This window comes from Duganella sp. GW821-FHT07G03 (genome assembly GCF_059418605.1).
In genome coordinates this window covers 123,279-145,496 of sequence record NZ_JBWKQE010000012.1, presented here as the reverse complement: position 1 = coordinate 145,496, position 22,218 = coordinate 123,279, and the positions used below count along the sequence as shown (strand labels likewise).

Below are 22,218 nucleotides of genomic sequence, written 5' to 3'. Positions count from 1 at the left end.
CCAAGGAATTCCATGAGATTGCCACCAGCGATACTCGCCAACGCCGAAGAAGTGTTGCGCGAGATTTTGCGCTTTGCCGCGCCGGCCGACACCACCCTGTCGCGCTATTTCAAAGACCACCATCGCCTGGGCGGCCGCGAGCGCGGCGCCATCGCCGAGTGCATCTACAACGTGCTGCGCAATAAATCGTTTTATACCGATTTCTCCGAAGCGGGCGGCGGCGCCACCATGCGTCGGCTGACCCTGCTGGGCATGGCGGACGCGGTCGGCGTTGAATCGCTGGGCGGCCTGACCGAGGACGAAGTGTCCTGGGTCGAGCGCATCCTGCTGATCGACCGCAAGCTGATGCACAAGTCGAGCCGCTCGAACATGCCGAAGTGGCTGTTCGACAAGCTGGTCGAGCAGATGGGCGAAGAGGAAACGCTGGCGCTGGCCGACGGCATGAACTCGCCAGCGCCGCTGGACCTGCGCGTCAACGCCATTAAGGCGACCCGCGACGACGTCGCCGCCAAGCTGGCCGAAGCGCCGATCCGCAGCACGCCGACGCCGTACGCGCCGCTGGGCCTGCGCGTGCTGCAAAAGCCCGCGCTGCAAAACCTGCCGCTGTTCAAGGACGGCCATATCGAAGTGCAGGACGAGGGCAGCCAGATCCTGTCGGCCATCGTCGGCGCCAAGCGCGGCGAGATGGTGGTGGACTTCTGCGCCGGCGCCGGCGGCAAGACGCTGGCGATCGGCGCGACCATGCGCAACACCGGCCGCCTGTACGCCTTCGACGTCTCCGAAAAACGCCTGGCCAAGCTGAAGCCGCGCCTGGCGCGCAGCGGCCTGTCGAACGTGCATCCGGTGCAGATCGCGCACGAACGCGACGCCAAGATCAAGCGCCTGGCCGGCAAGATCGACCGCGTGCTGGTCGACGCGCCATGCTCGGGCCTGGGTACCCTGCGCCGCAACCCTGACGTCAAATGGCGCCAGCAGCCAAGCGCGATCGGCGAACTGCAAGTCAAGCAGGCCGCCATCCTGGCCGGCGCCGCGCGCCTGTTGAAGGGCGGCGGCCGCCTGGTCTACGCCACCTGCAGCTTCCTGGACGACGAGAACGAATTCATCGCCAAACAATTCCTGGACACCCATCCGGACTTCGAGCTGGTGCCAATGAGCAAGGTCTTGGCAGAGCAGCGCATCGAGCTGGAGATGGGCGACTATCTGAAGTTGCTGCCGCACAAGCACCAGACCGACGGCTTCTTCGCCGCCGTGTTCGAGCGCAAGCCGATGGTCAAGAAAGTCATCGTCAAGGATGAAGAGGAAGCCGCCGACGAGTAATCGGCCGCACTAGTCATCGCAAAAGGCCGGGCTTCCGGCCTTTTTTACGTTAATCTACACACCTCAGCCACCATACCCTGCGCTATGAATCAACAACAACCCCTGCTCAACCTGATCGACGACCTGACCGGCGACCTGCAAGATCCCAGCCGACTGTGGCAACTCGCCGCCATCGTCGGTTCCGTGATCCTGGGCTGGGGCCTGGCGCGGCTGCTGAAGAAACGTTTCGGTCGCCAGGAAGTGCATAGCGGCGTGCTGGGTTTCGGGGTGGAGAGTTTCGGCCGCGTGATGGCGCCGCTGGCCGTGGTCTGCCTGCTGGCGTTGGCGCGCGTGGCGCTGGTCAAGTATCAATTCCACGTCAACCTGATCAAGGTGGCCTTGCCCATCTTCGGTTCGCTGGTCGTGATCCGCTTCACCGTCTACCTGCTGCGCCGCGTGTTTGCGCGCCACGGCCAGATCAGCGCCACCATGCTGGCTTTCGAGAAAGTGTTCCAGTTGCTGGTATGGCTGGCTTTCGTGCTGTATATCACCGGCCTGTACCAGGAAGTGTTCGACTTCATGGATGGCACCGTTTTGCCGCTGGGTAAATACAAGGTGTCGTTGGCCGACATTTTGCAGGCCACCGTCTCGGTGATCGTGCTGCTGATGCTGGCGATGTGGGCCGGCGCCGCGCTGGAAGAGCAGCTGATGAAGGTGCAGGGCATGCACACCAATCTGCGGGTGGTGGTGGCGCGCACGGCGCGCGCGCTGCTGATCCTGGTGGCGGTACTGATGAGTTTGTCCCTGGTGGGCATCGACCTGACCGTGCTGTCGGTGTTCGGCGGCGCGCTGGGCGTCGGCCTGGGCTTGGGCTTGCAGAAGATCGCCAGCAACTACGTGTCCGGCTTCGTGATCCTGCTGGACCGCAGCCTGACCATCGGCGACATGATCACCGTCGATAAATACAGCGGCCGTGTGACGCAGATCAACACCCGTTACACCGTGTTGCAAGGCCTGGACGGCGTCGAGTCCATCGTGCCGAACGAGATGCTGGTGTCGGGCGCGGTGCAGAATTCCTCGCTGTCGAGCAGCATGTTGAATATCTCGACCAAGGTGTCGGTGGCGTATGACACCGATGTCGACATGGTGCTCAAGCTCCTGGAAGAGGCCGCCTTAACGGTGGAGCGGGTGCAGAAGGAAGACAAGCTGCCGTCGGCGCAGCTGCTGAGCTTTGGCGCGGACGGCCTGGATTTGCAGGTCAATTTCTGGATCAACGATCCACAGAACGGCCGCGGCGGCGTGACCTCGGACGTCAACCGCGCGATCTGGCGCGCGCTGAAGGCCAACAATATTTCCGTGCCGTTCCCGCAGCGCGAAATGCGCATCCTCGGCCCCGTGCCCGAGCAATTGGGCCCTCAGGAAAGCACGACCGTGCCACAGAAATCGTCAGTGACTGAGGGAAATCGTTCCGCTGATCACGTTTAAATCAGCGTACAATAACGTCCAAAAGTACGACTGACGGACTTCCCGCGCCTGCTAAAAACGCAATCTTGGCGGAACGACCGCACAGCGAGACACGCCCACTTTGGAGTAGTAATGATTTTTAGTTTAAATGCTGTACTGGATTTTTTGTCTAACGGCGTCACCCGACTCACCGCCTGGCAAGTATTCTTCTATACGCTGGTGGTGACGCACATCACCATCGCCAGCGTCACCATCTACCTGCACCGCCACCAGGCGCACCGCGCGCTGGAGCTGCACGCCATTCCCAGCCACTTCTTCCGTTTCTGGCTGTGGCTGACGACCGGCCAGGTGACCAAGGAGTGGGCGTCGATCCACCGCAAGCACCACGCCAAGTGCGACACCGAGGAAGATCCGCACAGCCCGGTCACGCGCGGCATCAAGAAAGTATTCTGGGAAGGCGCCGAGCTGTATCGCGCCGAGTCGAAGAACCTGGAAACCATGGAAAAGTATGGCCATGGCACGCCGGACGACTGGATCGAACGCAATCTGTACACCCGCTTCAGCTGGCAGGGTGTGGCTGCGCTGCTGGTGGTCAACTTCGTGCTGTTCGGCGTGATCGGCATCAGCGTGTGGGCAGTGCAGATGATGTGGATCCCCGTCACGGCGGCCGGCATCATTAACGGCATCGGTCACTACTGGGGCTACCGCAACTACGATTGTTCCGACGCCGCGACCAACATCATCCCGTTCGGCATCCTGATCGGCGGCGAAGAGCTGCATAACAACCACCACACCTTCGCCACGTCGGCCAAGCTGTCGTCGAAGTGGTATGAGTTCGACATCGGCTGGGGCTATATCCGCGCGCTGGAAATGGTGGGCTTGGCCAAGGTCAAGAAACGCGCACCGGAACCGAAGTTCGCCAAAGGCAAAATCGAAGCCGACTTCGACACGCTGCAATCGGTCATCGCCAACCGTTACGACGTGATGGCCAAGTACGCCAAATCGGTCAAGCACGCCTGGAAAGAAGAGCTGGAGCACCTGAAAGACAAGGCCCAGCTGGAAGCGCGCTTCCTGAAATCGTCGCGCAAGCTGTTGCAGCGCGAGCCGGGCAAGCTGGAGGCGCCGCAGCAGCAACAGCTGGTGGAACTGTTCCAGCACAGCAAGGCGCTGGAAACCATGCATACCATGCGCGTGGAACTGGGCGTGATCTGGGAGCGTTCGCATTTCACGCGCGACCAGTTGCTGCACAAGCTGCAAGACTGGTGCAACCGCGCTGAAGCGTCGGGCATCAAGTCGCTGCAGGACTTCTCGCTCCGCCTGCGCAGCTACGCATAAGAAAGTATTGATACAATTGAACGGCCCCGAAATTCGGGGCCGTTTTTCATTTCAAGGACCAATATGACATTGCGAACTTACCTGGCGGCGTTGGCGTTGGCGCTGCCGCTGTGCGGCGCGCACGCCGCCGACTGGACCGTGCGCTTCGACGGCGCCGGCCCGCTGAAGATCGGCATGCGCTTCGACGCCGTCAACAAAGTGCTGGGCGACCACATGGAACGCACGCCGAAGGAATTGCGCGGCTCGCCAAACTGCTTCCAGCTGGAACCGGCGCGCCAGCCCGGCTTGCTGCTGATGTTTGTCGGCGACGTGTTGAAGCGGGTGGACGTGATGGAGGAGGGCATACTGTCCGAGCGCGGCATCGGCCTGGGCGACCCGGTCGAAAAGATACGCCAAGTCTACGGCGAGGCGGTGACCTTCGCGCCGCAGGCCTACGACGACAGCGAGCAAACCCTGACCGTCAAGGCCGGCGGCGGCCAGTACGCGATCCGCTTCGACACCAGCAAAGGCAAGGTCGGCGCGATCTACGCCGGCGCCTGGAAGGAAGTGCAATACATCGAAGGTTGTTTGTAGGTATGTTGATCCTGCTCTAGGTATCGGTTGGTGGTATTTGCGTGGCGTCGTCTCCCCGGCTAGACTGAAATGATGGTCTGGCTTTGGAGTGCCAAATGAAAGTGGTTGATATCAACGATGCGCGAACAAACTTGTTTTTATTGGTAGACAAGGCTGTTCGTGGAGAGCCGTTTCTCATCACACGGTCCGGCAGGGTGTTGGTGAAAGTCGAGGCTGTCCCTTGCGAGATTTCCGAGCAGCTTCCGCGCTTGGGTTTTATGGCTGGCCAGTTCACAATTCCTGATGACTTTGATGCACTCGATCCACAGATCGAAAAGCTTTTTTATGGTGAAAAGTGAAGCTTCTGCTGGATACGCATATTTTGCTGTGGGCGATAGCCTCGCCAGCGAAATTATCGCCTCGTACAGTGGCGCTGTTGTCTTCAGCAGGGAGTGAGCTGATTTTTAGTGTTGCCAGCTTGTGGGAAGTCGCGATCAAAAATTCCACCCGTAGATCTGCGAATATGATTGATGTTCGGACTTTGCGAAATGGTCTATTGACGCATCACTATCAGGAATTACCGATTCAGGGGGCGCATGCGCTTTGCGTCGCCCGACTGCCGCTGCTGCATCGAGATCCATTTGACCGCATACTTGTCGCCCAAGCTCTGGTTGAGGGTATGACCTTGGTTACCGCCGACAAAATCATGGCCCGTTACCCCGGACGAATTCATCAGGCATAAATAAAAAAGCCGCCGAGCTGATGCTGAGCGGCTTTTTTGCGAGAAGCGAAGATCGAATTACTTGATCTTGGTTTCTTTGAACATGACGTGCTTGCGTGCTTTAGGATCGAACTTCATGATCTCCATTTTAGCAGGCGTGGTGCGCTTGTTCTTGGTAGTGGTGTAGAAGAAACCCGTACCTGCGGTCGATTCCAGTTTGATTTTGTCGCGGCCAGTTTTTGCCATGGTAGCTCCTAATTAGACTTTTTCGCCACGGGCGCGCATGTCGGCCAGTACGGCATCGATGCCGACTTTGTCGATTACGCGCAGACCAGCGTTGGACAGACGCAGGGAGACCCAGCGGTTTTCAGATTCAACAAAAATACGACGGTTCTGCAGGTTAGGCAGGAAACGACGTTTGGTTTTGTTGTTTGCGTGGGAAACATTGTTGCCGACCATCGGCTTCTTCCCAGTAACTTGGCAAACACGTGCCATAACGCACTCCTTAAAAGACATTCCACAATTGGAAAAACAAGAGTATATCCAAAAACCTCAGCTTTTTCAATGACTTGTGAAAAACAATTGTGTCTCGAATATCTAAAAATATTTAACAATTGTGAATTCGCTCGTAAACCCTTGAGCCCATAGGGGTAAACTCATAGCTGGCCGTGCTCGGCAAACGAGTGCACTTGGTGGCCGGCCACCACAAAATGGTCGAGGATGCGGATATCCACCAGCGCCATGGCCTGCACCAGCGCCCGCGTCAGCAGCAGGTCCGATTCGCTGGGATCGGGCGTGCCGGACGGGTGGTTGTGGGCCAGCATGATGCTCGCGGCGTTGCAGGCCAGCGCCGCCTTGACCACCTCGCGCGGGTAGACGCTGGTATGCGTCAAGGTGCCGCGAAACATTTCCTTGGCGTCGATCAGGCGGTTCTTCACATCCAGGAACAGCACGTGGAACGATTCGAAGTCCTTGCCGCTGAAGGTGATGCGCAGGTATTCCTTCACCGCGCGCGGCGAGCTCAGTGTGTTGCCGGCCTTGATTTCCTCCAGGATGGCGCGCCGCGCCAGTTCCATCACCGCCTGCAATTGGGCGAACTTGGCCGCGCCCAGCCCGCGCAGGGCGGAAAATTCCTTCAGGCTGGCGCCGAACATGGCTTGCAGCGAGCCGAAATGGTGCAACATTTCCTGCCCCAGCTGCACCGCGTCCTTGCCCGGCACGCCGGTGCGCAGGAAAACCGCCAGCAATTCGGCGTCCGTCAGCGCCGCCGCGCCTTCGCGTATCAGCCGCTCGCGCGGGCGGCGCTCCAGCGGCCATTCGTTAATTGTCATCGATATCCTCCGCAAATCAGCACAGACGACAGGCGCGGCAGGCAAGGTGGCTTACAATATAGCCTTTGCCAGCTTACCGAATCCCACGTCATGTCTAACGCGCAACCTGCTGTTGTCACCAAATCGGCTTACTTAACTCTGCATTATCGTCTCGCCTCGCTGGACGGTACTGATATCGTTACAACCTTCAGCGGAAATCCCGCCACCTTGATGCTGGGCCAGGGCCAGCTGGCGCCGGTGCTGGAAGAGTTGTTGATCGGCATGCCTGAAGGTACGCACAAGACTTTCGACCTGGAGCCGGGCGTCGGCTTTGGCCCGCGCAACCCGGAACTGGTGCGTGAAGTCACCCGCGCCACGCTGGACGACAACTCGGTGCCGGGCGCCGACTACAAGGTGGGCGACCTGGTCGACTTCGCAGCTCCTGGCGGCGGCCGCTTCGCCGGCATCCTGCGCGAGCTGGGCGATGAAACCTGTCTGTTCGACTTCAACCACCCGCTGGCCGGCCAGCCGCTGAAATTCGAAGTCAAACTTATTTCCGTGCTGTGAGGAACTCATGAGCGATAAAGAAATCCTGTTGGCCCAGCCGCGCGGCTTTTGCGCCGGCGTGGACCGCGCCATTGAAATCGTTGAGCGCGCGCTGACCCAGTTCGGCGCGCCCATCTATGTGCGCCACGAGATCGTCCATAACGCCTACGTGGTGGAAGACCTGCGCAACAAGGGCGCCATCTTCATCGAAGACCTGGACGACGTCCCGGCCGGCAACACGCTGGTGTTCTCGGCGCACGGCGTGTCCAAGGCGGTGCGGGCGGAAGCGGAATCGCGCGGCCTCAGCATCTTTGACGCGACTTGCCCGCTGGTCACCAAGGTGCACGTGGAAGTGGCCAAGATGCGCAAGCAGGGTTGCGAAATCATCATGATCGGCCACGACGGCCATCCGGAAGTCGAAGGCACGATGGGCCAGACCGAAGAGGGCATGTACCTGGTCGAAACCGTGGCCGACGTCGCCACGCTGAACGTCACCAAGCCGGACCAGTTGGCCTATGTTTCCCAGACAACGTTGTCGGTAGACGACACTGCCGACATCATTGAAGCGCTGAAGCGCAAGTATCCGGCGATTATCGAGCCGAAAAAGGGCGACATCTGCTACGCCACCACCAACCGCCAGGAAGCCGTGAAATTCATGGCGCCGCAAGTGGAGGTGGTGATCGTGGTCGGCAGTCCGAACAGCTCCAATTCCAACCGCCTGCGCGAAGTGGCGGAGAAGAAGGGCACGCCGGCCTACATGGTCGACAACGCCACGCAGATCGATCCGCTCTGGCTGGAAGGCAAGTTGCGCGTGGGTGTCACCGCTGGTGCGTCGGCGCCCGAAGTGCTGGTGCAAGCGGTCATCGACCGCCTGAAGGAATTGGGCGCGCGCAGCGTGCGTACGCTGGACGGTGTGGAAGAATCGGTCACTTTCCCGCTGCCCAAAGGCCTGGATGGACAGAAAGCTGCACCAGCGGAGGGCGTGGTTTAACAAGTTTCGGGATGAAACGGAATTAAATTTTGCATCTTTCCGTTATTCCGCAGTTAGTTTTTCCAGAATCTCGCTATCATTGCCTCGCTCTCAAAAAGTTGTCGTTTAGGCTTATAAACGAAGGAACGGCGGAGGGCGCGGCTCGCAGGGAGACGCTACTGGTTCAGGCATGAAATTTGCATCATGAACGTGTAGTCAACGGCGGCACTACGGAGACCTACTCCGGGTGCCGTTTTTGTTAGATGAACCGCTGTGCAGGCATAACACAAAAAGTAAAGGCACTCTTCATGGATACATTTATCCAACAAATTATTAACGGACTGGTGCTCGGCAGCATGTACGCACTGGTGGCGCTGGGCTACACCATGGTGTACGGCGTGCTGAACCTGATCAACTTCGCCCATGGCGACGTGCTGATGATCGGTGCGATGACCGGCCTGACCATCCTCAAATACCTGAACGAATACGCACCGGACCTGCCTGGCTACGTCAAGCTGGCGATCGCCATCGGCGGCGCCATTCCGGTTTGCATCGTCGTCAACATCCTGATCGAGCGCGTCGCCTACCGTCGCCTGCGCAACGCGCCGCGGCTGGCGCCGCTGATCACCGCCATCGGCGTGTCCATCCTGCTGCAAACCATCGCCATGATGATCTGGACCCGCAACCCGCTGGCCTTCCCGCAACTGCTGTCGTCGGAACCGATCACGGTTGGCGGCGCGCTGATCTCGCAGACACAGATCCTGCTGCTGGTGCTGGCGGCGCTGTCGATGACGGGCCTGGTGCTGCTGGTGGAAAAAACCAAGATGGGCCGCGCCATGCGCGCCACGGCGGAGAATCCCCGGGTCGCCGGCCTGATGGGCGTCGATTCCAACAAGGTCATCGTCGCCACCTTCGCGCTGGGCGCGGGGCTGGCCGCCGTGGCCGGCGTGATGTGGGGCGCCAACTACGCGTCGATCCAGTTCGCGATGGGCTTCGTGCCCGGCCTGAAAGCCTTCTCGGCCGCGGTGCTGGGCGGCATCGGCAACATCTACGGCGCGATGATAGGCGGTATCGTGCTCGGCATTATCGAGAGCCTGGGCGCCGGCTACATCGGCGACCTGACCGGCGGCTTCCTCGGCAGCCACTACCAGGACATCTTTGCCTTCGTCGTGCTGATCATTGTGCTGACGGTGCGTCCGTCCGGCATCATGGGCGAGCGCGTTGCGGACCGTGCCTAAGCTGAGGAACTACACATGGCTATTCTGAATTTCGACACCACCCGCAACCCGCGCAAGGCCTACAGCAGCATGGCTGTGGTCCTGATCGGCTTGCTGATCTTCCCGTTCGTCGCCTCGCAGTTCGGCAACTCCTGGGTCCGCATCATCGACATGGCGCTGCTGTACATCATGCTGGCGCTGGGCCTGAACATCGTGGTCGGCTTCGCCGGCCTGCTGGACCTGGGCTACATCGCCTTCTACGCGGTGGGCGCCTACATGACCGGCCTGCTGGCGTCGCCGCAGTTCGCGACCTTGCTGGAATCGCTGATCAACGAATACCCGGCGGTCGGCAATACACTGGTCGCCATCCTGGGGCCGGACATCCAGCAAAACGGCATCCACCTGTCGGTGTGGCTGATCGTGCCGCTGGCGGCCGCGTTGGCCGGCCTGTTCGGCGCGCTGCTGGGCGCGCCGACCCTGAAGCTGCGCGGCGACTACCTGGCCATCGTGACCCTGGGTTTCGGCGAGATCATCCGCATCTTCATGAACAACCTGAACGAGCCGATCAACTTCACCAACGGTCCCCAGGGCATCAACCTGATCGACCCGATCCGCGTGTTCGGCGTCAACCTGGCGGGGGAGGCGGGCTCGCGCGCCAACGTCGTCGTCGGCGGCTTCTCCATGCCGTCGGTGAACGCCTACTACTTCCTGTTCCTGTTCCTGTGCATCGCCGTGGTGTTCGTCACCTCGCGCCTGCAGCACTCGCGCCTGGGCCGCGCCTGGGTCGCGATCCGCGAGGACGAGATCGCCGCCAAGGCGATGGGCATCAACACCCGCAACGTCAAGCTGCTGGCGTTCACGATGGGTGCCTCGTTCGGCGGCGTCGCCGGCGCCATGTTCGCCTCGTTCCAGGGCTTTGTGTCGCCGGAATCGTTCTCGCTGACCGAGTCGATCGCGGTGCTGGCGATGGTGGTGCTGGGCGGTATCGGCCACATCCCTGGCGTCATCATGGGCGGCGCGCTGCTGGCGGCCTTGCCGGAAGTGCTGCGCCATGTGGTCGAGCCACTGCAGGAAAAACTGTTCGGCCACGTGCTGATCGAAGCGGAAGTGCTGCGCCAGCTGTTGTACGGCCTGGCGATGGTGCTGATCATGCTGAACCGTCCGGCGGGTTTGTGGCCGGCGCCCAAGCATGAAGACCGTCCCGATGGCGACTCCGACACCAAAGATCAATCGTCCGGCACCGTGGCGGCCTGAGGAAAACAGAAATGAGCGAACAAGTTATTCTGAACATCGCCGGCGTCAACAAGCGCTTCGGTGGCTTGCAGGCGCTGACCGATGTCGGCATCAAGATCATGAAGGGCCAGATCTACGGCCTGATCGGCCCCAACGGCGCCGGCAAGACCACCTTCTTCAACGTCATCACCGGCCTGTACCAGCCGGACACCGGCACCTTCGAGCTGGCCGGCAAGCCGTATTCGCCGTCGGCGCCGCATGCGGTGGCCAAGGCCGGTATCGCCCGTACCTTCCAGAACATCCGCCTGTTCGGCGAGATGACCGCGCTGGAAAATGTCATGGTCGGGCGCCACGTGCGCTCGCACCAGGGCGTGTTCGGCGCCGTGTTCCGCCACAAGGCGGCGCGCGAGGAGGAAGCGTCGATCCGCAAGCGCGCGCAGGAATTGCTGGATTTCGTCGGCATCGGCCAGTTCGCCAGCCGCACGTCGAAGTTCCTGTCCTACGGCGATCAGCGCCGCCTGGAAATCGCCCGCGCCCTGGCCACCGATCCGCAACTGCTGGCGCTGGATGAACCGGCGGCCGGCATGAACGCCACCGAGAAGCTGGCGTTGCGCGAGTTGCTGGTCAAGATCAAGAACGAAGGCAAGACCGTGCTGCTGATCGAGCACGACGTCAAGATGATGATGGGCTTGTGCGACCGGCTGATGGTGCTGGAATACGGCAAGCCGATCGCCGAAGGTCTGCCGGCGGAAATACAAAGCAATCAGGCGGTTATCGACGCCTACCTGGGAGGATCGCACTAATGGGCGACAACGTTCTTAAAGTATCGGGACTGAAAGTCGCGTACGGCGGCATCAAGGCCGTCAAAGGCATCGATCTGGAAGTGAACAAGGGCGAGCTGGTGGCCTTGATCGGCGCCAACGGCGCCGGCAAGACCACCACCTTGAAAGCCATCACCGGCACGCTGCCGCCTTGCAAGGTCGAGGGCACGGTGTCCTACAAGGGCGTATCGCTGAAGGGCAGCAAGTCCTTCCACCTGGTCGAGAAGCGGCTGGCGATGGTGCCGGAAGGGCGTGGCGTGTTCACCCGCATGTCGATCCAGGAAAACCTGATGATGGGCGCCTACACCCGCAACGACAAGGCTGGCATCGACGCCGACATCGCCAAGTGGTTCGACGTGTTCCCGCGCCTGAAGGAGCGCGCGGCGCAGATGGCGGGCACGCTGTCGGGCGGCGAGCAGCAGATGCTGGCGATGGCGCGCGCGCTGATGTCGCATCCCGAGCTGCTGTTGCTGGACGAGCCGTCGATGGGCCTGTCGCCGATCATGGTCGAAAAGATCTTCGAAGTGATCCGCAACGTCTCGAAAGAGGGCATCACCATCCTGCTGGTGGAGCAGAACGCCAAGCTGGCGTTGCAAGCGGCGCACCGCGGCTACGTCATGGATTCGGGCCAGATCACCATGACCGGCAACGCCAAGGACATGCTGGACGACCCGCGCGTCAAAGCGGCCTACCTCGGCGAATAATTGACTTTTGCCGCTCAAAAAACCGGAGCTTGCTCCGGTTTTTTGGTTTACTTCTGACTATTCCCAATGCGGTTATTCGTCCTCATGCGCTACTAGGCAAGGTAGTGTTTGAATCGCGTCGAATTTGGCATATGGGTTAATATGAAATTGTCGTTTAAGGAGCTATAGATATGAAATGTCCCGTCTGTGGCGAAGCTGCGTTGGTGCATGATATTCGCGATATCGCTTACATGTACAAAGGCCGGTCGGTCTTGATCACAGCGGTTGAGGGCAATAGTTGTCCAGCGTGCGGTGAAAACGTGCTGGATGCGGAAGAGTCGTCGCGTGTGAGCTCGGCAATGCTGGCGTTCAATCAGCAAGTAGATGAGTCTTTGGATCGTGGTCTGATTCTGAAATAACAAAGCCTCGGCCATGGCCGAGGCTTTTGCAGGAACCGGCGCCCTACCGCGCCGGAATGCCTGGATTACTTCTTGGCTGGAGCGGCCTTGGCAGCAGCAGCGGTGAACTGGTTCACGGCCGAAGTCATGTTCGATTCGATCGACTCAACAGCTTGCTTGGCGGTCTTGGCGAACTGCTCGTAGCCGGCGTTGGCGTTGCCGATGGCCGATTTCAGGATCGCAACAGCGTTTTCCGAACCAGCTGGGGCGTTCTTGCTGACTTCTTCCACCAGCGAGATCACTTTACGGTTGGTTTCAGCGATCTGGGTTTCAGCAGCTTTGCTGAATTCAGCGCCGGTGCTCGAAGCGATGGTCGCCAAGTGACGGCCGTAAGCGATGGTTTTTTCTGCGTTAGGCTGGGCTTGTGCCGAAGCCAGCGAGAAGAATTCTTGTGGATCTTTAGCCGACAGCAGTTGCTTGGTGGTGATCGACGACTCTTCCAGCGATGCCTTGGCAGCGGTCAGGTTCAGATCAACAAACTTCTCCACGCCTTCGAAAGCCTTGTTGGTCAGGGCCGAGAAGATCGCGAATTGAGCTTCAAAGTTGGCTTTGGTCGCATTGGAAAATTGCTCAGGGATAGAAAACATTTGAATCTCCAGGAAAGTAGTCATTGATTAAGTACTGCTTAGGTAATGCTGTTTCTTACGGCCGGTGAGAAACAGGCTATCCACGTTTCAGACCGAACAACTAATTGTGCAACGCAACAAACCCGATTTTACGGCCTTCAGAAATTAAGTCAAGCGATTTTTTGTGCATTGCACCAAAGAACGAAATCTAGCTTGAGGAAAGTATTTCCATAGGGAAAATGCGGCTTGGCAAGGCATGGCCGGTGGCGAAATGCCTGCCGTGATAGACTTGCATCCTGTCGAGTCGGCGCCGCAAACCGGCGCCGATTTCCTTTCATGTTGCAAGTAAGTTTTCCGGTTTTCCCATGCCCCACACCCCGAGCGCCGCCGCAGTTGTCAACCACGCCACTTTCCTGTCGCCGCTGCCGCTGTTTTTCGTGCTGTTGTGGAGCAGCGGCTTCATCGTCGCCAAGTTCGGCCTGCCGTATGCGCCGCCGCTGACCTTCCTGGTGATGCGCTTCGTGGGCGTGTTGCTGTTCCTGATACCGGCCGTGCTGCTGCTGAAAGCCCCTTGGCCCCAGGGCAAGGTCTGGCAGATCGCCTTGGCCGGGCTGCTGGTGCAGGCCGGCTACCTGATCGGCGTCTGGTGCGCCATCAAGCTGGGCATGCCGGCCGGGCTGTCGGCGCTGATTGTCGGCATGCAGCCCATCCTGACCGCCTTCGCCGCGCCGCTGATCGGCGAGAGAGTGCGGCCGCTGCAATGGCTGGGCCTGGTCTTCGGCCTGGCCGGGGTAGGGCTGGTGGTGGCCGCCAAGATCAAGCTGGCCGGATTGTCGACCGACGCCATCCTGTTGTGCGTGCTGGCGCTGCTGTCGATGACCGCCGGCACCCTGTATCAAAAACGCTATTGCCCGCATTTCGACTTGCGCACAGGCACCGTGATCCAGTTTGCCGCCTCGCTGGCGCTGGTGCTGCCGCTGGCGGTCATTTTCGAAGGGCTGACGCCGGACTTTGCTGCGGTGCAGTGGACGCCGCGCTTCGTCGGCGCCTTGCTGTGGTCGGTGATGGGCTTGTCGATCGGCGCCATCTTCCTGTTGTTCGCGCTGATACGCCGCAGCGACGCCACCCAGGTCACCAGCCTGATGTACCTGACGCCGCCGACCACCGCCGTCATGGCCTGGCTGATGTTTGGCGAGGCTTTCAACGCCCTCGGCATAGCGGGGATGGCGCTGGCGGTCACCGGTGTGATTTTTGTAGTCAAGAAAACCAACTAAGCGAGTGCATATGATTTCAACTCCCGACCAGCAAGCGGTGGACGCCGCCATCACCAGCCGCCGCTCGATCCGCGCCTTCCTGCCGCAGGCCGTGGCGCGCGAGGATGTCGCGCAGATTTTGCAGGTGGCGGCGCGGGCGCCGTCCGGCACCAATACCCAGCCGTGGAAAGTGTATGTGCTCGATGGCGAGCGCAAGCAGCAGTTGTCTTCGGCGATATTGGCCGCACATAGTGATCCAGAGCAGGCTAAACAGCACAGCGAGGAATATGCCTACTATCCGCGCGAGTGGGTGTCGCCTTTCATCGAGCGCCGCCGCAAGGTCGGCTGGGATCTCTATGCGCTACTGGGTTTGACGCGCGACAATAAGGCCGGCATGGCGGCACAACACGGCCGCAATTATGAATTTTTTGGCGCTCCGGTAGGTCTTATCTTTACCATTGACCGCGTCATGGAGCAGGGCTCGTGGCTGGACTACGGCATGTTCCTGCAGAACATCATGGTGGCGGCGCGTGCGCGGGGCCTCGATACTTGCCCGCAAGCGGCTTTTACCCAGTATCATAAAATCATCGGCAGCCAGTTGGGCCTACCGGACAATGAAACCGTGGTGTGCGGCATGGCGCTCGGTTACGCCGATAGTTCGAAAGTTGAAAATACCTTGATCACGGACCGTATGCCGCTTGAGGAATTTGTTAAATTTGTTGGTTAGAGCTAGCTTGTTTAAAACCTACGGCGCCATATTGTGTCGACACAACCATCGATGCGCTCAATGTTAAATTTGCTTGCGATTGCCCACAGTTTTGCTACACTGCAACAGGTCTTTCGCTTTCTCCACACCGTTTTTATCGGGGATATGAATGTATAAACTAGCCTTAAGTGCGCTCATTTCGCTGATGTTCGCCTCCACGGCGCTCACCGCAACAGCAGCCCAGGCTGCCGATGGCGCCGGATCGAAAAAACACCATGTGAAGAAGGTCAAGGCCCGTGGACCGGTGCGCGTGGCCGCCGCCGAGCCTGGCGAACGCGTGGTCAAACGCGTGATCAAGGTCCATGGCCGCCGCAAAGTGGTGTACCAGCGCATGATCGTGGCCGCGCCTGCCGTACCGACCATGGGCGACCTGGCCGGCCTGAACATGACGCACGATCCGCTGGACCTGAAATCGAACGTGGCGCTGGTGTTGGACCAGGCCAATTCCGAAGTGCTGTTTGAAAAGAATTCCAATGTCGCCCTGCCGATCGCCTCGATCACCAAGATGATGACCGGCCTGGTCGTGGTCGAAGCCAAGCAGAACATGGACGAGATCCTGAGCATCACCGACGAGGACGTCGACCGCGAAAAATTCAGCAGCTCGCGCCTGAAGGTGGGCACCCAGCTGAGCCGCGCCGACATGCTGCACATCGCGCTGATGAGTTCGGAAAACCGGGCGTCGTCGGCCCTGGGCCGTAATTATCCGGGTGGCAAGCCTGCGTTTGTCGAAGCGATGAACGCCAAGGCGCGCGAGCTGGGCATGGTCGATACGCACTACGTCGATTCCAGCGGGCTGTCGAAAATGAATGTGGCCAGCGCGCGCGACCTGGCCAAGCTGGCGATGGCCGCGTATCAGCAGCCCATCCTGCGCCAGTACTCGACCGACGCCAAGGCCATGGTCGAAACCAATGGCCGTCCTATGCAGTTCGGCACCACCAACCATCTGGTGGCCAATCCGGACTGGGCGATTGGCTTGCAGAAAACCGGCTTCATCAACGAAGCCGGGCGCTGCCTGATGATGCAGGCGGTCATCGAAGGCCGCTCGGTCATCATGGTGTTTCTCGATTCCAAGGGCAAGCAGTCGCGTATCGCCGACGCCGGCCGCATGCGCAAGTGGCTGGAGGCGCTGAAGCCGGCCGCCCTCAGCGCGCCGCTCAGTTCACCGTCGACTTATTCGACCGGAATGTAACCCAGCGTGGCGGAGATCTGGTTGGCGGTCATGATCAGGTCTTCCACCCATTCATCCTGCAAACGGTCGGCCGGCGCCGAGATCGACAGCCCGGCAATCAGCTTGCCGCTGTCGTCGTGGATGCCGGCGGCCATGCAACGCACCCCCAGCTCCAGCTCTTCATTGTCGCGCGCGTAGCCGCGTGACTTCACCAGGCTCAGCTCGCGCTCCAGCTTGGCCAGATCCGTGATCGAATTCTTGTTGTGGCCGGCCAGCCCGGTACGCGTGGCGTAGGCGCGGATGGCTTTCGGCTCGTCCACCGACAGGAACAGCTTGCCGGTCGAGGTCAGGTGCAGCGGGCCGCGGCCGCCGATGGCGCGCACCACCTGCATGCCCGAGCGTTCCGAGAAGGCGCGGTCGATGTAGACGATCTCGTCGCCCTGGCGCACCGACAGGTTGATGGTCTGCTGGGTTTTCTTGTGCAGTGCACGCATGAAATCCAGCGCGGCCTCGCGCACCGACAGTCGGCTCTTTACAACATTGCCCAGTTCCAGCAGCCGCATGCCGAGCCGGTAGGTGCCCGGCTCGATACGGTCGACAAAGCGCGTCAGCACCATATCGTTCAGAATCCGGTGCGCGGTCGAAGGGTGTAGCCCGGAAACCTTGGACAATTCCTTCAGGCTCACAGGGTCGGGATATTTGGCGAGCGCATCGAGTAGCGCCACCATGCGCTCGATCACCTGGATAGTGGTCTTTTGCTCTGGAACGGTTTCGATTTTCATGATGTGGTTGGTGCGGTGCAGTATGCGATAGCTACTTTATACCATAATGTGAAAAAAATAGGAATTGATGCATAATGATACATTCACCATTTGCGGCTTATTCATGGAACCAGTGAGCGAATTCAAGAGCAAGAGCGGCCTGAAACGTATCTTTTCGGCCTTTTTATACTCCATCGACGGCTTCAAGTCGGCCTGGAAGCATGAGCACGCCTTCCGCCAGGAAGTGAGCCTGTTCGCTGTGGGCACCATCGTCGCGCTGGTGCTGCGCATCTCGGCGTTCGAGAAATTGATGCTGATCGGCGTGCTGATGTTGATATTGATCGTGGAACTGATCAATTCCTCCATCGAAGCCGTGGTCGACCGGGTGTCGCTGGAGCGTCATCCGCTGTCCAAGAACGCCAAGGATTTCGGTAGCGCCGCCGTGTTGCTGACGTGTTTGCTGGCGGCGGGTGCCTGGGGCGTGGTGCTGTTCAACCGTTTCTATTGAGCGTATATAAAGTTTCGGCATAAGGAAACGCTAAAAGCTTAGTTCTCAAATATAAAGGACAGCCGTAATCTGGAGACCTACACTACAAGGGGAATCAGATGCTGTCCAAAAAAATTATTGCTGCTGCCATTCTTGCCGTATCCGCCGCCGCGCCAGCCCTGGCCGCCGAGATTTCTTTGTTGAACGTGTCTTACGACCCGACCCGTGAACTGTACCAGGACGTCAACACGGCTTTCGCCAAGGCCTGGAAAGCCAAGACCGGCGACGTGCTGAAAATCAAACAATCGCATGGCGGCTCCGGCAAGCAGGGCCGCGCGGTGATCGACGGCCTGGAGGCGGACGTGGTCTCGCTGGCGCTGGCCTACGACATCGACGCCATCGCCGAGCACAAGCTGCTGTCGCCGGACTGGCAGAAAAAACTGCCGCACAACAGCACGCCGTACACCTCGACCATCGTGTTCCTGGTACGCAAGGGCAACCCTAAAGGCATCAAGGACTGGAACGACCTGGTCAAGCCTGGCATCGCCGTCATCACGCCGAATCCGAAAACCTCCGGCGGCGCCCGCTGGAGCCACCTGGCCGCCTACGGCTATGCGCTGCGCCAGCCCGGCGGCAGCGAAGCGTCGGCCAAGGACTTCCTGAGCAAGCTGTACAAGAACGTGCCGGTGCTCGATTCCGGCGCGCGCGGCGCCACCACCACCTTCGTCGAACGCGGCATCGGCGACGTGCTGATCGCCTGGGAAAACGAAGCGCTGCTGGCGATCAAGGAACTGGGGCCGACCAAGTTCGACATCGTCGCGCCGTCGGTGTCCATCCTGGCCGAGCCGCCGGTGGCCGTGGTCGACAAGGTGGTCGACAAGCGCGGCACCCGCAAGGTGGCCGAGGCTTACCTGAACTTCCTGTACACCGATGAGGCGCAGGACATCATCGCCAAGAACTACTACCGTCCGGCCGTGGAAAAAGAGGCGAAGAAATACGCCGCCCAATTCCCGAGCGTGAAACTGTTTAAGCTGTCCGACGTGGCCGGCGACTGGAGCAAGGCGCAGAAGGTACACTTCGCCGACGGCGGCCTGTTCGACCAGATCTACCAGCCCAAGTAATCACCGCCAAAAGGTCGCGAAACATTGTATTTTTTAGCAGAAAAGGCGCAGAATAGCAGGCTGGCGGCTGACTGAAAGCCGGTGTTCTTTTTCCCATCTGGAGCTGACTATGACGATACGACTGGGCGATACCGCCCCTGATTTTGAACAAGATTCTTCCATCGGCAAGCTGCACTTTCATGAGTGGGCTGGCAATTCCTGGGTGGTGCTGTTCTCGCACCCGGCCGATTTCACGCCGGTCTGCACGACCGAACTGGGCCTGACTGCCAAGCTGAAACCCGAGTTCGACAAGCGCAACGTCAAGGCGATCGCGCTGTCGGTCGACCCGGCCGAATCGCACAAGTCGTGGATCGCCGACATCGAGGAAACCCAGGGCACCGTGGTCGGCTTCCCGATCATTGCCGACGCCGACCGCAAGGTGTCCACGCTGTACGACATGATCCACCCGAACGCTTCGACCACGGCCACCGTGCGTACGCTGTTCGTGATCGATCCGAATAAAAAAGTGCGCCTGAGCCTGACCTACCCGATGAGCACCGGCCGCAACTTCGACGAAGTGTTGCGCGTTATCGACGCCCTGCAACTGACCGACGGCTACACCGTGGCCACGCCAGGCAACTGGAAAGACGGCGACGACGTCATCATCCCACTGACCGTGCAGGATCCGGACGTGTTGAAGCAAAAGTATCCCAAGGGTTACACCGCGGCACGACCTTACTTGCGCGTCACACCCCAGCCAAATAAATAAACGCATAAGCAAATAAGGATTGCGTTGTTTGGATATTCCCCTAGAGTAGTTACTCTGCAGTCTACTCTTGGGGATTTGCATGGATTTGTCATTTGTCGCATCTGGTTTCGCGGTCGGCCTGTTGGTCGGCATGACTGGCGTGGGCGGCGGCTCGCTGATGACGCCGCTGTTGACGCTGTTGTTCGGTGTGTCGCCCGCGGTGGCGGTCGGCACCGACCTGGCCTTCGCCTCGTTGACCAAGGGTGTGGGCACCTTCACCCACCGCATGCGCGGCACGGTACACTGGGAAATCGTGCGTCGTCTCTGCCTCGGCGCTTTGCCGGCCGCGCTGCTGGCCAGCCTGGGCCTCAAATATTTCGGCACGCTCAACAAGGAAATCGGCCAGGTCATACGCTATATGATCGCCGGCTCGGTGATGCTGACCGTGGTCGCCTTGCTATTCAAACGCAAGATGCTGGACTGGGTCATGGCACGTCCCGAGCGCCAGTTGCAGGGCAGGGCGCTGACCATCGCCACCATCGTCTCCGGCGCTGTGCTGGGCACGCTGGTGACCATCTCCTCGATCGGCGCCGGCGCGATCGGCGCCACCCTGCTGGTGATGTTGTATCCGCGCCTGACCGCCGCCGAAGTGGCGGGCACCGACATCGCCTACGCCGTGCCGCTGACGGCGATCGCCGCCGTCGGCCACTGGTGGCTGGGTTCGATCAACTGGAGCCTGCTGCTGACCTTGCTCGTCGGCTCGCTGCCCGGCATCACCATCGGCGCCTACGCCGCCCGCGCCGTGCCGGAACGCCTGCTGCGCGGCTTGCTGGCCTTCACCCTGGTCGCGGTCGCGGCGAAGCTGGTTTCTTAAAAACCATATAGCGTTACCGTCTAACCAAATGAAAAATGCTTCGTTTGTAATATGAAGCGCAGGTGAGATTATGCAGCCCTTATAGAAGAATTTGTAATAAGGGAGCATCTATGTCAGCAGTTCTCGCCGCACCCGCCACGGCGCCCGGCGCCGTCCGGGGCGCGCCTTTCCGCGTCATGCCGGGGTTCCGGCTGTCGCTGGGATTCACCATTTTCTACCTGACGCTGATCGTCCTGATCCCGCTGTCGGCCGTGTTCCTGAAGACCTTCACGCTCAGCTGGGAAGGCTTCTGGAGCGCGGTGACATCGGCGCGCGTCATCGCCTCCTATAAACTGACCTTCGGCGCGTCGCTGCTGGGCGCCTTGGTCAACGTCGTCTTCGGCGGCATCGTCGCCTGGGTGCTGGTGCGCTACCAGTTTCCCGGCAAGCGCATCATCGACGCCCTGGTCGACCTGCCGTTCGCGCTGCCGACCGCCGTGGCCGGCATCACCTTGACCGCGCTGTATTCGGCCAATGGCTGGTTCGGCCGCTTCCTCGAAGGCACGCTCGGCTTCAAGGTGGCGTTCACGCCGGTCGGCGTGGTGGTGGCGCTGACCTTCATCGGCTTGCCCTTCGTGGTGCGCACCGTGCAACCGGTGCTGGAAGACGCCGAGCGCGAACTGGAAGAGGCCGCCGCCAGCCTGGGCGCCAACGCCTGGCAAACCTTCACCCGCGTGGTGTTCCCGACCATCCTGCCGTCGCTGATGACCGGCTTCGCGCTGGCCTTCGCGCGCGCCACCGGCGAGTACGGTTCGGTGATTTTCATCGCCGGCAATATGCCGATGGTGTCGGAAATCACGCCGCTGTTCATCATCACCAAGCTGGAGCAGTACGACTACGCCGGCGCCACCGCGATCGCGGTGGTGATGCTGGTGGTGTCCTTCGTCATGCTGTTGACCATCAACCTGTTGCAAGCCTGGGCTCGCGGAAAGTCGGGGAAATAATGAGCGCTGCTTCTACGACTATTCCAACCACGCCCGTGCGTCGCGGCGAGCTGCCGTCGGCCCCGCAAACGCTGGAGCCACGGTGGGTGCGCATCGCGCTGATCGCCGTCGCGCTGACCTTCCTCACGCTGTTCCTGTTCGTGCCGCTGGTGGCGGTGTTCGTCGAAGCCTTCCGCAAAGGGTGGGAAGCCTACCTGGCCGCCATCATCGAGGACGATGCGATCTCGGCCATCAAGCTGACCCTGATCACGGCGGTCATCGCCGTGCCGCTGAACCTGGTGTTCGGCGTGGCCGCTTCATGGTGCATCGCCAAATTCGAGTTCCGTGGCAAGAGCATCCTGCTGACCCTGATCGACCTGCCGTTCTCGGTGTCGCCCGTGATCTCCGGCCTGATCTACGTGCTGCTGTTTGGCGCGCAGGGCTGGTTTGGTCCGTGGCTGCAGGCGCACGACGTCAAGATCCTGTTCGCGGTGCCTGGCATTGTGCTGGCCACCATCTTCGTCACCTTCCCGTTTGTCGCGCGTGAGCTGATCCCGCTGATGCAGGCGCAGGGCAACGAAGAAGAGGAGGCCGCCATCGTGCTGGGCGCGTCCGGCTGGGACACCTTCCGCCGCGTCACGCTGCCCAACATCAAGTGGGGCCTGCTGTACGGCGTGATCCTGTGTAACGCCCGGGCGATGGGCGAGTTCGGCGCGGTGTCGGTGGTGTCCGGCCACATCCGCGGCGAGACCAACACCGTGCCCTTGCAGGTCGAGATCCTCTACAACGAATACAACTTTGCCGCCGCCTTTGCCGTGGCCTCGCTGCTGGCCCTGCTGGCGCTGGTGACCTTGGCCCTCAAATCCTTTATCGCCTGGCGCCTCAACGAGTCGATCGCCGACGACGCGCGCACAACGGAGTAATGCC

27 protein-coding genes are annotated in these 22,218 nt (G+C 60.4%); 22 read left to right on the top strand and 5 right to left on the bottom strand.

The window, feature by feature from the left end; translation table 11 throughout:
• The first annotated feature begins 12 nt into the window (after nucleotides 1-12).
• From AC07OK_RS17135 to AC07OK_RS17110, 6 genes are all read left to right on the top strand, one after another.
• Nucleotides 13-1,317: an RsmB/NOP family class I SAM-dependent RNA methyltransferase gene (locus tag AC07OK_RS17135; protein WP_494691438.1), complete on the top strand. Its 1,305-nt coding sequence runs from the start codon at nucleotides 13-15 to the stop codon at nucleotides 1,315-1,317.
• An 84-nt stretch (nucleotides 1,318-1,401) separates the two neighbouring features.
• Complete coding sequence (locus AC07OK_RS17130; protein WP_494691437.1) at nucleotides 1,402-2,781, top strand: mechanosensitive ion channel family protein; 1,380 nt, start codon at nucleotides 1,402-1,404, stop codon at nucleotides 2,779-2,781.
• 111 nt (nucleotides 2,782-2,892) lie between these two features.
• Complete coding sequence (locus tag AC07OK_RS17125) at nucleotides 2,893-4,095, top strand: DesA family fatty acid desaturase (protein ID WP_494691436.1); 1,203 nt, start codon at nucleotides 2,893-2,895, stop codon at nucleotides 4,093-4,095.
• Nucleotides 4,096-4,158: 63 nt separating this feature from the next.
• On the top strand, nucleotides 4,159-4,668 hold the full coding sequence (locus AC07OK_RS17120) for a hypothetical protein (RefSeq protein WP_494691435.1): 510 nt from the start codon (nucleotides 4,159-4,161) through the stop codon (nucleotides 4,666-4,668).
• 95 nt (nucleotides 4,669-4,763) lie between these two features.
• Nucleotides 4,764-5,006 (top strand): type II toxin-antitoxin system Phd/YefM family antitoxin, encoded by a 243-nt coding sequence (locus AC07OK_RS17115; protein WP_494691434.1) that lies wholly within the window; start codon nucleotides 4,764-4,766, stop codon nucleotides 5,004-5,006.
• Entirely contained in the window at nucleotides 5,003-5,389 is a 387-nt protein-coding gene (locus AC07OK_RS17110) for a type II toxin-antitoxin system VapC family toxin (RefSeq protein ID WP_494691433.1), read from the top strand. Before AC07OK_RS17115 ends, AC07OK_RS17110 begins: the two co-directional genes overlap by 4 nt.
• Nucleotides 5,390-5,446: 57 nt before the next feature.
• On the opposite strand, the gene rpmG is transcribed toward AC07OK_RS17110, so the two are convergent.
• From rpmG to radC, 3 genes are all read right to left on the bottom strand, one after another.
• Nucleotides 5,447-5,614, bottom strand: coding sequence for a 50S ribosomal protein L33 (gene rpmG, locus AC07OK_RS17105; protein ID WP_008451489.1), 168 nt, complete (start codon nucleotides 5,612-5,614; stop codon nucleotides 5,447-5,449).
• Between the two features lie 12 nt (nucleotides 5,615-5,626).
• Complete coding sequence (gene rpmB, locus AC07OK_RS17100; protein WP_008451488.1) at nucleotides 5,627-5,863, bottom strand: 50S ribosomal protein L28; 237 nt, start codon at nucleotides 5,861-5,863, stop codon at nucleotides 5,627-5,629.
• Nucleotides 5,864-6,024: 161 nt separating this feature from the next.
• Nucleotides 6,025-6,699, bottom strand: a complete 675-nt coding sequence (gene radC, locus AC07OK_RS17095; protein ID WP_494691432.1) for a RadC family protein — start codon at nucleotides 6,697-6,699, stop codon at nucleotides 6,025-6,027.
• A 90-nt stretch (nucleotides 6,700-6,789) separates the two neighbouring features.
• Here radC and AC07OK_RS17090 point away from each other — a divergent pair, with 90 nt between their 5' ends.
• The 7 genes from AC07OK_RS17090 (at nucleotide 6,790) to AC07OK_RS17060 (ending at nucleotide 12,567) form a co-directional block, all read left to right on the top strand.
• Nucleotides 6,790-7,245 carry an FKBP-type peptidyl-prolyl cis-trans isomerase gene (locus AC07OK_RS17090; RefSeq protein ID WP_026334141.1) on the top strand — a complete coding sequence of 152 codons (456 nt, stop codon included), beginning with the start codon at nucleotides 6,790-6,792 and terminating at the stop codon, nucleotides 7,243-7,245.
• A 7-nt stretch (nucleotides 7,246-7,252) separates the two neighbouring features.
• Nucleotides 7,253-8,215 carry a 4-hydroxy-3-methylbut-2-enyl diphosphate reductase gene (gene ispH / locus AC07OK_RS17085; RefSeq protein WP_494691431.1) on the top strand — a complete coding sequence of 321 codons (963 nt, stop codon included), beginning with the start codon at nucleotides 7,253-7,255 and terminating at the stop codon, nucleotides 8,213-8,215.
• Nucleotides 8,216-8,502: 287 nt separating this feature from the next.
• Nucleotides 8,503-9,432: a branched-chain amino acid ABC transporter permease gene (locus AC07OK_RS17080; protein ID WP_116990484.1), complete on the top strand. Its 930-nt coding sequence runs from the start codon at nucleotides 8,503-8,505 to the stop codon at nucleotides 9,430-9,432.
• A 15-nt stretch (nucleotides 9,433-9,447) separates the two neighbouring features.
• Nucleotides 9,448-10,665, top strand: coding sequence for an ABC transporter permease subunit (locus AC07OK_RS17075; protein ID WP_494691430.1), 1,218 nt, complete (start codon nucleotides 9,448-9,450; stop codon nucleotides 10,663-10,665).
• 11 nt (nucleotides 10,666-10,676) lie between these two features.
• Nucleotides 10,677-11,447, top strand: a complete 771-nt coding sequence (locus tag AC07OK_RS17070; RefSeq protein ID WP_008451482.1) for an ABC transporter ATP-binding protein — start codon at nucleotides 10,677-10,679, stop codon at nucleotides 11,445-11,447.
• Nucleotides 11,447-12,169, top strand: coding sequence for an ABC transporter ATP-binding protein (locus tag AC07OK_RS17065; RefSeq protein ID WP_494691429.1), 723 nt, complete (start codon nucleotides 11,447-11,449; stop codon nucleotides 12,167-12,169). The genes AC07OK_RS17070 and AC07OK_RS17065 overlap by 1 nt, the downstream gene beginning before the upstream one ends.
• A 170-nt stretch (nucleotides 12,170-12,339) precedes the next feature.
• On the top strand, nucleotides 12,340-12,567 hold the full coding sequence (locus AC07OK_RS17060) for a type II toxin-antitoxin system MqsA family antitoxin (protein WP_494691428.1): 228 nt from the start codon (nucleotides 12,340-12,342) through the stop codon (nucleotides 12,565-12,567).
• A 65-nt stretch (nucleotides 12,568-12,632) separates the two neighbouring features.
• On the opposite strand, the gene AC07OK_RS17055 is transcribed toward AC07OK_RS17060, so the two are convergent.
• Complete coding sequence (locus AC07OK_RS17055; protein WP_020701528.1) at nucleotides 12,633-13,193, bottom strand: phasin family protein; 561 nt, start codon at nucleotides 13,191-13,193, stop codon at nucleotides 12,633-12,635.
• Nucleotides 13,194-13,537: 344 nt separating this feature from the next.
• On the opposite strand from AC07OK_RS17055, the gene AC07OK_RS17050 reads away from it, so the two are divergent.
• From AC07OK_RS17050 to pbpG, 3 genes are all read left to right on the top strand, one after another.
• On the top strand, nucleotides 13,538-14,446 hold the full coding sequence (locus AC07OK_RS17050) for a DMT family transporter (protein ID WP_494691427.1): 909 nt from the start codon (nucleotides 13,538-13,540) through the stop codon (nucleotides 14,444-14,446).
• Between the two features lie 10 nt (nucleotides 14,447-14,456).
• Nucleotides 14,457-15,152: a nitroreductase gene (locus AC07OK_RS17045; protein ID WP_494691426.1), complete on the top strand. Its 696-nt coding sequence runs from the start codon at nucleotides 14,457-14,459 to the stop codon at nucleotides 15,150-15,152.
• A 148-nt stretch (nucleotides 15,153-15,300) separates the two neighbouring features.
• Complete coding sequence (gene pbpG / locus AC07OK_RS17040) at nucleotides 15,301-16,380, top strand: D-alanyl-D-alanine endopeptidase (protein ID WP_494691425.1); 1,080 nt, start codon at nucleotides 15,301-15,303, stop codon at nucleotides 16,378-16,380.
• Here the strand turns inward: pbpG and AC07OK_RS17035 are convergent.
• Nucleotides 16,362-17,141 (bottom strand): IclR family transcriptional regulator, encoded by a 780-nt coding sequence (locus AC07OK_RS17035; RefSeq protein WP_494691424.1) that lies wholly within the window; start codon nucleotides 17,139-17,141, stop codon nucleotides 16,362-16,364. The two genes, pbpG and AC07OK_RS17035, sit on opposite strands and share 19 nt — an antisense overlap.
• A gap of 103 nt (nucleotides 17,142-17,244) precedes the next feature.
• On the opposite strand from AC07OK_RS17035, the gene AC07OK_RS17030 reads away from it, so the two are divergent.
• The 6 genes from AC07OK_RS17030 (at nucleotide 17,245) to cysW (ending at nucleotide 22,214) form a co-directional block, all read left to right on the top strand.
• Nucleotides 17,245-17,628: a diacylglycerol kinase gene (locus tag AC07OK_RS17030; protein WP_494691423.1), complete on the top strand. Its 384-nt coding sequence runs from the start codon at nucleotides 17,245-17,247 to the stop codon at nucleotides 17,626-17,628.
• 98 nt (nucleotides 17,629-17,726) lie between these two features.
• A complete protein-coding gene (locus tag AC07OK_RS17025; protein ID WP_494691422.1) occupies nucleotides 17,727-18,728 on the top strand; it encodes a sulfate ABC transporter substrate-binding protein in 1,002 nt (333 codons plus the stop codon).
• Between the two features lie 109 nt (nucleotides 18,729-18,837).
• Complete coding sequence (locus AC07OK_RS17020; protein WP_445232737.1) at nucleotides 18,838-19,476, top strand: peroxiredoxin; 639 nt, start codon at nucleotides 18,838-18,840, stop codon at nucleotides 19,474-19,476.
• Between the two features lie 79 nt (nucleotides 19,477-19,555).
• Entirely contained in the window at nucleotides 19,556-20,329 is a 774-nt protein-coding gene (locus tag AC07OK_RS17015) for a sulfite exporter TauE/SafE family protein (protein ID WP_494691421.1), read from the top strand.
• Between the two features lie 110 nt (nucleotides 20,330-20,439).
• On the top strand, nucleotides 20,440-21,312 hold the full coding sequence (cysT, locus tag AC07OK_RS17010) for a sulfate ABC transporter permease subunit CysT (protein ID WP_494691420.1): 873 nt from the start codon (nucleotides 20,440-20,442) through the stop codon (nucleotides 21,310-21,312).
• Nucleotides 21,312-22,214 carry a sulfate ABC transporter permease subunit CysW gene (gene cysW, locus AC07OK_RS17005; RefSeq protein WP_494691419.1) on the top strand — a complete coding sequence of 301 codons (903 nt, stop codon included), beginning with the start codon at nucleotides 21,312-21,314 and terminating at the stop codon, nucleotides 22,212-22,214. The genes cysT and cysW overlap by 1 nt, the downstream gene beginning before the upstream one ends.
• Nucleotides 22,215-22,218 lie beyond the last annotated feature (4 nt).